This window comes from Amycolatopsis sp. NPDC051061 (genome assembly GCF_040682935.1).
Taxonomy (GTDB): domain Bacteria; phylum Actinomycetota; class Actinomycetes; order Mycobacteriales; family Pseudonocardiaceae; genus Amycolatopsis.
On record NZ_JBFBBZ010000078.1, the window covers coordinates 24,712 to 33,130 of the forward strand.

The 8,419-nt window shown below is 67.5% G+C and carries 7 protein-coding genes; 1 reads left to right on the forward strand and 6 read right to left on the reverse strand.

Translation table 11 applies throughout. The features are described 5' to 3' along the window. Window positions 1–13 precede the first annotated feature (13 nt). Window positions 14–322 carry a hypothetical protein gene (locus AB0N03_RS49005; RefSeq protein ID WP_364387820.1) on the forward strand — a complete coding sequence of 103 codons (309 nt, stop codon included), beginning with the start codon at window positions 14–16 and terminating at the stop codon, window positions 320–322. Here AB0N03_RS49005 and AB0N03_RS49010 read toward each other — a convergent pair. The 6 genes from AB0N03_RS49010 to AB0N03_RS49035 form a co-directional block, all read right to left on the reverse strand. Further along, window positions 305–2,836, reverse strand: a complete 2,532-nt coding sequence (locus tag AB0N03_RS49010) for a tetratricopeptide repeat protein (RefSeq protein ID WP_364387822.1) — start codon at window positions 2,834–2,836, stop codon at window positions 305–307. The two genes, AB0N03_RS49005 and AB0N03_RS49010, sit on opposite strands and share 18 nt — an antisense overlap. Before the next feature lie 254 nt (window positions 2,837–3,090). Continuing rightward, window positions 3,091–4,146 (reverse strand): alpha/beta hydrolase, encoded by a 1,056-nt coding sequence (locus tag AB0N03_RS49015; protein WP_364387824.1) that lies wholly within the window; start codon window positions 4,144–4,146, stop codon window positions 3,091–3,093. Window positions 4,147–4,157: 11 nt separating this feature from the next. After that, the gene (locus tag AB0N03_RS49020; protein WP_364387826.1) at window positions 4,158–5,417 is read right to left on the reverse strand and encodes a lipase; all 1,260 of its coding nucleotides are present in this window, start codon (window positions 5,415–5,417) and stop codon (window positions 4,158–4,160) included. A gap of 348 nt (window positions 5,418–5,765) precedes the next feature. Continuing rightward, window positions 5,766–7,061, reverse strand: a complete 1,296-nt coding sequence (locus AB0N03_RS49025) for a recombinase family protein (RefSeq protein ID WP_364387828.1) — start codon at window positions 7,059–7,061, stop codon at window positions 5,766–5,768. A gap of 336 nt (window positions 7,062–7,397) precedes the next feature. After that, window positions 7,398–7,649, reverse strand: a complete 252-nt coding sequence (locus tag AB0N03_RS49030) for a hypothetical protein (RefSeq protein ID WP_364387830.1) — start codon at window positions 7,647–7,649, stop codon at window positions 7,398–7,400. A gap of 195 nt (window positions 7,650–7,844) precedes the next feature. Next, complete coding sequence (locus AB0N03_RS49035) at window positions 7,845–8,225, reverse strand: hypothetical protein (RefSeq protein WP_364387832.1); 381 nt, start codon at window positions 8,223–8,225, stop codon at window positions 7,845–7,847. Window positions 8,226–8,419: the final 194 nt, after the last annotated feature.

Sequence of the window (8,419 nt, forward strand, 5' to 3'; positions counted from 1 at the left end):
CGCGGCGCGAGCGATGACTTCCCGAGACGATGGGGGCGTGCTGGTCCTGCTGCCGACGGTCGCCATCGACGACGTTCTGGACGAGGGTCCCCCGTGGCTCGGCGAAGTCGATCCGGAGGCGTTGGCCGTGCAGAGCGTTCTGCTCCCGGTCAAGAAGAGGTCGCTCGGCAACAGGCTGCGGTTCCGCTTCGCCCACCAAGCGTTCCACGAGTTCTTCTTGGCGTTCAGCCTCCGCGCGAAGCCCGACGACGAAATCGAAGCGGCCGCGCCACCCGAGGTGGTGAGTTGGCTCCGGGAAATGCGGTCAAGCGATCTGTTCTAGTTGGGTCCGCACTCGCTCCGCCGCGCCCTGGTCGCCGACTTCGCGGAAGACGTCCAGGGCCTGCCGCCACTGCTCGGAGGCTTTCTGCGGCTGGCCGGTCTCGACCAGGACCGTGCCCAGCATCGTGCGGGATTTGGCCGCTCGGTACCGGTCGCCGGACTCGTGTCGGAGCGCTATCGCCCGCCTGAGCCGGTCGGCAGATTCCGTGAAGCGCCCGAGACGCAGGCACGCCACCCCGTAGTTGTGCTGGACTTTCGCCTCTCGCCGCTCGTGCTTGGTCTGCGGGAGCACCGCCAACGCGCGGTCGAAGCAGTCGAGGGCATCGCGGTAGGTGCCCGTGTCCATGTGGACCAGCCCCAGGTTGTTCAAGGCACGAGCTTGCCCGAGTGCGTCGCCGAGCCCGCGCCACACGGTCAACGCGGCGTCCAGATCGGCGAGTGCTTCGGCCAGCCTGACGCATTTTCGCAACACGACCGCGCGGTTGTTGAGTGCTTCGGCTTCACGACGTTCGTCGCCCCACCTGCGGAAGTGGTCCAACGCTCGGTCGCAGCACTGCAGAGCCTCGTCGAACCGGCCGAGATCACGGTAGGCGACCGCCAAGCTCAGCCGGATCCTGTTCGCGGCGTCCGCTTCTCCGATCCGGGCCGCCGAGCGCAGAGCCACCTGGTCGACGCGGATCCAGGCCTCCCAGGATTTGCGGAGGTCGAAGTAGGTGGACATGGTCTCGGCCAGCCGGACCACCTCGTCGTCCAGGCCGGCCTCGTACGCCTGCGTCACAACGGCGACCACCGTGGGGATGTCCCGGTCGATCGAGGCCAGCTGCTCGCTCACGGCGCTCCGCGCGGCCGGATCGTTGTGGTGAAGGAGCCGACCGAACAGCGCAAGGTAGTATTCGGCGATTCTGGCCAGCACGGCCGTCCGCTCGGGGTCGTTCACGGCAAGCTGTTCGGCGTAGAGTCGGACGAGGTCGTGCATGAGCCACCGGCCATGGACTCCTCCTGGTTCGATTAAATTCGCCCGATGAAGGCGACGCAAGCCATGGTGGCACTTCTCGCCGGTCACCACGTCTGCCAGCTTCGCCGGGAACTCACGGCCCGGGTGCACCGCGAGGAGCCGGAACAACCGCGCGTCGGGCCGATCGAGTCGCCGGTAGGACAGATCGAACGCCGAACGCACGGCGAGGCTGCCGTCGTAGTGCAGTTCTTCGAGCCGGCGGCGATCGTCGGACAGTGTCCCGGCCAGCTCCGCCAGCGACTGAGTGCGGTCAGCGGCGAGCAGCGCCCCGGCGATGCGGACAGCGAGTGGCAGACCGCCGCACAGCTGTGCGATCTGCTGAGCCTCGGCTGCTTGGGCGCTCCCGCGGTTGTCGCTGGCATCGGCGGCGACAAGTTGCTTGCGGAGCAGCTCGGCTGCTTCGTGGGAGCTGAGCACGTCGAGCTTGAGTACGGCGGCATCGATGTCGGTCAGGGTGTGCCTGCTGGTGACAAGCACCCGGTGCGATCCCACACCGGGCAAGAGTGGCCGAACTTGCGCCGAACTCGAGACGTTGTCGACGATGATCAACATCCGGTTACCCGCGGCGAACCGGTCTGCCAGCATGGTCCGCCAGAGTCGTTCTCTTGCGGCACTGTCCGCGGGGAGGTGCTCCCCCGACACACCCAGATCAGCCAGGACGCCGGCCAGCGCTGCTTCCGGGCGGACCCTGCGGTCTCCGGCTTCGTAACCCAGCATGTCGAACATCAGCATGCCGCCGGGGAACCACCCGGCCTGCCACGCTTCATGGGCCGCGATGAGAGCCAGAGCGGTTTTTCCGGCTCCGGCCATGCCGGCGATGACGGTGGTCGCGGACCCAGCCGGCTCGCCGGGCTCTTCGGGATTGAGCGCGGCGGACAGCCGTGCGAGTTCTCCTTCACGTCCGGTGAACGTGGACACCGCGGGTGGCAACCCCATCAATCCGGGAGGGCGGCTGCCCGCAATTGCCCCGTCAGGCAGGGATCGGCGACGAGCTTGCCGGTGGGCCAGCTGGGGAATCTGGCGCGTCAAGTAGTCGCCGAGAGCGCGAATGTCCGATCGTTGACGGCGGCGGATCTGGTAGTACTGGTGGTGGGCCAGCATGGCTAGCTCAGTCGGCAGACGGTCCGGCGTCAACTTCGCGCCCGAGAAAAGAACGGGCAGGACGGGCACGCCGTGATGGAGGGCGTGCTGGATCTCCTTGCGCACCCAATCGGCCGGATCGTCGATTGGCCGTCGACCCACTTCCCCGTTGAGCCAGCGGTCGCCGACGACGACCAGTAGGACAGCGCTGTCCCGTACCCCGTCCAGTAGCTCAGGTCGGAAGTCACGGCCGAGCCGGATGGACTCGTAATCGAGGAACACCGAGTCCGCGCCGAAGCGGGCACTCAGCTCCGAGTGCAGCAGTGCCGCGGCCGAAGCCGAGTCGGCGGTCCGGTAGTTGATGAAGATGAGCGTCCGGTCTTCAGTCGCGTCGTCGAAGGGCCGTCGATCTTGTGCCACTGCGCGATCCACCGCCCGCCGGGCTCGATGACCTGGTTGTTCGGACGGCCGGATTCTCCCTCCGATCGAGCGGGGCGGCAACCGTCGGTACCGAGTCGGCGGGTGATGTCTGGCGTCGGGTCTGAACACTGATGAAATTGTTGAAGCAAGCAGCTGTCCGGAGCGCGTTCAACCCGTAGGCTGGGGCGCGGCCTGCAACAGCCCGTGGACCGATCGTGATCCCGCCAAGGCGGCGGACGACGGTGTCGGATGCTTCAGCCCTTGGCCAACACCTCGAGCAGTGCCGCCGAGAACTCCTTCGGCTTCTCGATGTGTGGGCTGTGTCCGGTGTCGGCGATGGCCACCTCGCGGTAGTCGCCGCCCGCTGCGGCGTAGCGGTCGAGGACGGCTCTCATCTGGGTGACCATCGGCTGCGCGGGATGGGTGGCCTCGCCCGGCCAGCCGGGCACCGCGCCGAGCCGGCCGAGGTGGGCGAGGTCGAACAGGGAGGTGTCGGACACGATCTGGTCGTCCGCTCCCCGCACCCAGAGAATCGGGGGCTTGCGCTCGATCGCGTCGAGGTCGTCGAGGCGGAAGTGGCAGGGCGCCATGGTGTTGAGCACGCCACGGGTGCCCGGCGCGACGCCCGGCCACGCGTCGGTCGTGGTGAAGTCGCCGGGATAGTGATCGTCGCCGACCCGGGTGGTGAGCATCGACTCGACGAGGTCGTCGAGGCGGGCGGGGTGGAACGGCGGTTTGACGTAGAAGGCCAGCAACACCTGTCGCGGGGAGAACGGCGACTCGTCCGAGGTGTCGCCGTCCTTGAGCCGGGCGACGAAGTCCGGGTTGCCGCCACCGCCACCCGAGCCGGCGCCCGCCGCGTCGACCAGTTCGCCGTCCGCGCCCTTGGTGCCGCCGAAGCCGTAGGGCGAGACGGGGTTGACCAGTGTCACGGTGCGCGCGAGCGCGGGGTGCTCGCGCAGCAGCTGCAGGACCACGCCGCCGCCCATGCTCCAGCCGACCAGGTGTGCGGCGCCGACGTCAAGCGCGGTCAGCGTGGCGGCCACGTCGTCGGCGTAGTCGCGCACGCCCCGCGTCGCGTCCACCGGCAACGGGTCGGTGCCGCCGAATCCGCGCAGGTCCACCGCGATCGGGCGGTACCGCCGCGGCAGGTCGAGCATCGGCTCCTGCCAGAAGGCCGAGGACGAGACGTTGCCGTGGATGAACACGACCGGTTCGCCGTGTTCCCGGCCGGCGACCTCCAGCACGTGTGTGGTCAGCCGGTCGGTCGGCACCTTCGCCGAAGTGATTCCGTCGAGGAGTGTGGTCACTGTCGTCCCTTTCACGCCAGCCAGCTCGTCACCTGGGACATCGACGCCGACGCCCAGCCCAGCTGCAAGTGATTCACCGAACCGACCAGCGCGGTCGCGGCGAGGTGGCCGATGCCCGTGCTGTCCAACGCGCTGGCCACGAACACGATGCCGTCGCTCGGGCCCCGGTTCTCGTTGAACACGCCGACGATGCTCGGTGAGCCGCCGGCCAGCAGGTACACCGAGACGCTTGCCGGGGTTCCGGCGGACTGGATGGCGGAGATCATCGACCCGGCGTCGATCGCGGCCTGGATGCCCGTCCCGTCGGTGTAGAAGCCCTGGCCGCCGTAGTAGGTCGTGTACCAGTCCTGCTGTGAGCCGTCCACGCCGAACGCGCTGTCGAAGCGGGCCAGCATCTGGCGCTGCCCGGGGTAGGTGTCCCAGCCGGCGGTGGGGGTGATCGACAGTTCCGGGTGGTAGGTGTACGCGCCGTAGCACGTCATCCTGGTGTGCGGGCTCGGCGCGTTGATGTTGACGCCGCACTCCGGCCAGATCGACAGGTCGTGCGCGTAGCCGTGCGCGAACGGGTAGTCGTAGCCACCGTTCGGCCCGCCGAGGGTGATCAGCTTGCGTACGTCGCCGGCGTAGGCCCGTCCCCACGACGGCTTCACCGAGGACACGTACATCCGGGTGGACAGCTCGCCCTTGCTCCAGCCGACCAGATCGACCTGGCTCACACCCAGCCGTGACTTGATCAGCGCGATCGCGTCACCGACCTGCTGTGCCTGCTGGCGGTTCTCGCCCTGCTTGTGCGCGAAGCCGATAGCGAACACCCGGTACCCGCGCGAGCTGAGGTACTGCATCAGCCCGGTCGACGGGCACGTCGCCGAACCGCACCCGAAGCCGCCGGACTCGTTCGGATTGGCCCAGGCCCGGTCGGGATTGTCGTTGGCGCCGTGCACCAGGAGCACCGGCGTGGCCTTCGCGCCGGTCGACCACCCGGGGGCGGAGTACAGCAGGAACCGCGACGAGGACGGCTGCGCCACCCCGCCGAAGAAGGTCAGCCGCTGCCCGTCCTGGTTCCCCCGTCCGTCCGGCGGATACTGCTCATCGGCGAATCCCGATGTGGTGTCGCGATAGCGCTCCACCTTGGCCCACCCGTTGGCGACGGTGCCGAACGTCGCCTCGTTGGTCAGATAGGCGGGAGCGGCCGCGGCAACCGGCGGCGCCGGCGCGGCGACCTCCACACCGACGACGATGGCGGCAGCGGCCACCAGGCTGAAAAGGCGCACGACGGGCTCCTCACGACACCGGGGGGAACTCCGCAACTATCGGCCACCGGGCGAGCCGGGGCAATGTGCGCTGGCCACGTCCCGCGCGCCTCGGACATGGTCGTGGGCACCATATCGAGGGGTGCGGTCACGGGTCGCCGAAGGTGCTCGGTCCAGGGCGCCTCGGGTGAGGGGCGGCCGCCGCGTCGACGCACACGCAATGCCCGCTTTGAACACGCAAACGCGGGAGATTCCCGGAGGGAGGCAGCTCACTCAAGCTGCAGGTCAGTGGCGAACTTCAGTGTGGGGTTATAGATCAACTCGGTTCGGACACTCAATTACCCCATGGAGCCGTGTGTCGCGGCCGGGTCAGAGTAACAGCAGCTGTCCTTCGGTGGCTTCGTCTGTAGCGGCTCGTATGCGTGGTGGACCGCAAGGTTTGACTTCTTGCGTGGGACCTCCGTAGATGAGCGTCAGGTGATTCGATCTCAGGTAGTCCGCGATTGCAGACCCGTCGTCGCCTACGGTCTCGGCGAATCGGGCGCGGAGATCGTTGAGTAAGTGATCTTCGCGGACGTAGATGTTCTTCGCGAGCCCGGGTGGGCGGTTGCGGGCGCTGGTGTGATCGTGCCGGCAGCGGTAGCCGGGTCGGCCGTTCACCCAGTGCGAGTCCAGCCGGCGCCCGCACAGCTGACATTGCACGAGCCCCGCCAGCACGTACGTCCTGGTGCCGCCGTACTTGGTGGGGCGGGCCGCACGCATGCCCTGGATCGCCAGGAACGTCGCTTCGTCCACGAGAGCTGGATGTGTGATCTTCTCCGACTTGGCCCAACCTCGTGCCGCCGCCGGCCGGACTTGCGGACGGCGGGGGACGGGAGCCGTTGTGCTGACACCGTGCCGATTCCACACCTGCCGCCCGGTGTATCGAGGGTTCTCGAGGATCCCCACGACCGTCCGGACGATCCACTCGTGCTTCGTCCGGTGCCGGTTGCGGTCCCGGTCGGCGCTCGACGGGCACGGGACGCCGCGGTCGTTCAGCTCCCGCGCGATCCCGGCCACGCTACGTCCGGTGGCTCGTTGCTGAAAGATCCACCGCACCCACTGCGCGGTGGCCGGGTCGGGTTCCAGGCGGTGCAGGCGGCGGCCCCAGCTCGCGTGGGCCCGATTCGGGTGGGGGCCGGCATCGGCGAGGCGATAGCCGTAGGGTGGCCGGCCGCCGAGGAACCTGCCTTGAACACGGGAGTGGACGTGCATCGCAGCCAGCACCCGATGCCGAGCTCGCAGCACCTCGCGACGTGACTGGGAGCCGAGCAGGAGCATCAGGGCTTGGTGCACCGGGTCGTCGAGGTTGACCGGACCGTCCGCTTCGGGCAGCCACAGCTGGATACCTTGCACCCGCAGTGCGGTCAGCACCGCGCCGAACTGGTCTCCGTAGAACGCTCGCTCGTACTCTCCGATCACGACGGCATCGAATGAACGGTTCGGTTGCTTCGCAGCTGCCATCAGCTGTGCGGCGGCCGGCCGTTCCCGCCACGGCAGCCGACGTGAACACCCTTCGTCGAAGTACTCCGCCACGATCACGCCGTGCCCTCGGATCGTCTCCTCGGCGACCTCTCGCTGCCACCCCAATGACGTCTCCCGGTCCTGGAACTCGACTGTGGACATCCGCCCGTAGAACGCAAACCTCAGCCCGGGGCCGCCAACGACGTGCTGGCGACGCCGGGCGCCGGCTCGGCGCGGGGGCACAGCGTGTGTCAGGGTGGCTCGGCGGACGGTACTGGTCATCGTGCACCTCGGTGCTTGAGGTGGGTTCGGGTCGATGGCGGAACGCGGCTATCCGGCTCTGATGACGAGCTGAGAGCTGGTCTGCACCCGAATGGCCGCATTGCCGCTGACCTCCAGATGCAGTGGGGCAGCACTCGCGACCAGGCGAGGAGGCAGGTCTTCGCGGCTGGCCAACTTGCCCGGGCAGCGCTGCTGAAGGATGATCCGCCCCGAAGGTCATCGGCAGTTGCAGCCTGTGCGCGAGCTGACCGAGACGGTTGCGTCGCTCTCGCCCAGCGAGGCACCTTGATCGACGAGCAGTTCGACCACTGTGGCGACTGTGTGGTCTTTGAGCACGACCTGCGGGGACGAGAGCGAGCCGGAAGTCGAGTTCAACTCAGGCTTCGCCGGGCGCCGCGCAGGAACGTCGCTGTCGGAGCTCTGATCCGCGACGAAGGGGCCGGTGCTGTCTATCTCGCCGACGTACAAGCTGTTCCTGGATATCTCGGGCGGGCCCCACCGACGATGACGAGTCACTGTTGGCGGCGTGCTGACGTCCGAACAGACCAAGAAGATCCAGCCGGTTGCGGACGAAGTCAGCCGGTTCGTGTTCTTGTTGGTCGACGCCGTCAAAGACCGGATACGGCCCTGATGGTCCGACGGAAGGAGGTGGCACACCGGGCGCTACTGGACGGTGACGCTCTGTCCGGTGAGTTCGGACGTCGATGACCATTCAGTGGTCGGTCGGTTCGCTGATCGTCGTCGAAGCCTTGCGGAGGCATTGGCGGACCTGATGGCGCCGATGTAGTCGATGTGCGCGGAGACGTACCGTTCGCAGAGCAACTCTTCGCTCAACCAGTCGAATTTCTCGGTCGCCTTGCTTTCGACCTTGCGGGCAAGCTCGTGTGGGTCAGGTGCGGGCCCCTCGACCACCATTGTCAGCGCGGTCAGCGCCGCTTCAAGAGGTGTACAGACGAGCCGAAGCGTAGCCCTGTCGACTACTGCCTCCATCCTGGAGGCGTTGAAGACGCCGAATACATGCTCGTGGAGTTGGAAGTAGGCCACGCACACGTCCGGCCCGTTCGACCTGCGCACGTACTTTGATCCCCACTCGTACCTGAACGAACACCACGTTCCATAAACAGCCTGATCGCCGCCCGGCTCTGAGGCGCCCCAAGATTTCCGGACAGCTTTCCTATAGCTAATTCATGCTGCAAGCTGTCGGCTCAGATACTCGTTGTGGACCTCTAACGGGGTCT

Coding starts and splice junctions, on each gene's coding strand:
- AB0N03_RS49025 (WP_364387828.1), bottom strand. CDS start 7,061: ATGTCCACAGTCGAGTTCCAGGACCGGGAGACGTCATTGGGGTGGCAG.
- AB0N03_RS49005 (WP_364387820.1), top strand. CDS start 14: ATGACTTCCCGAGACGATGGGGGCGTGCTGGTCCTGCTGCCGACGGTC.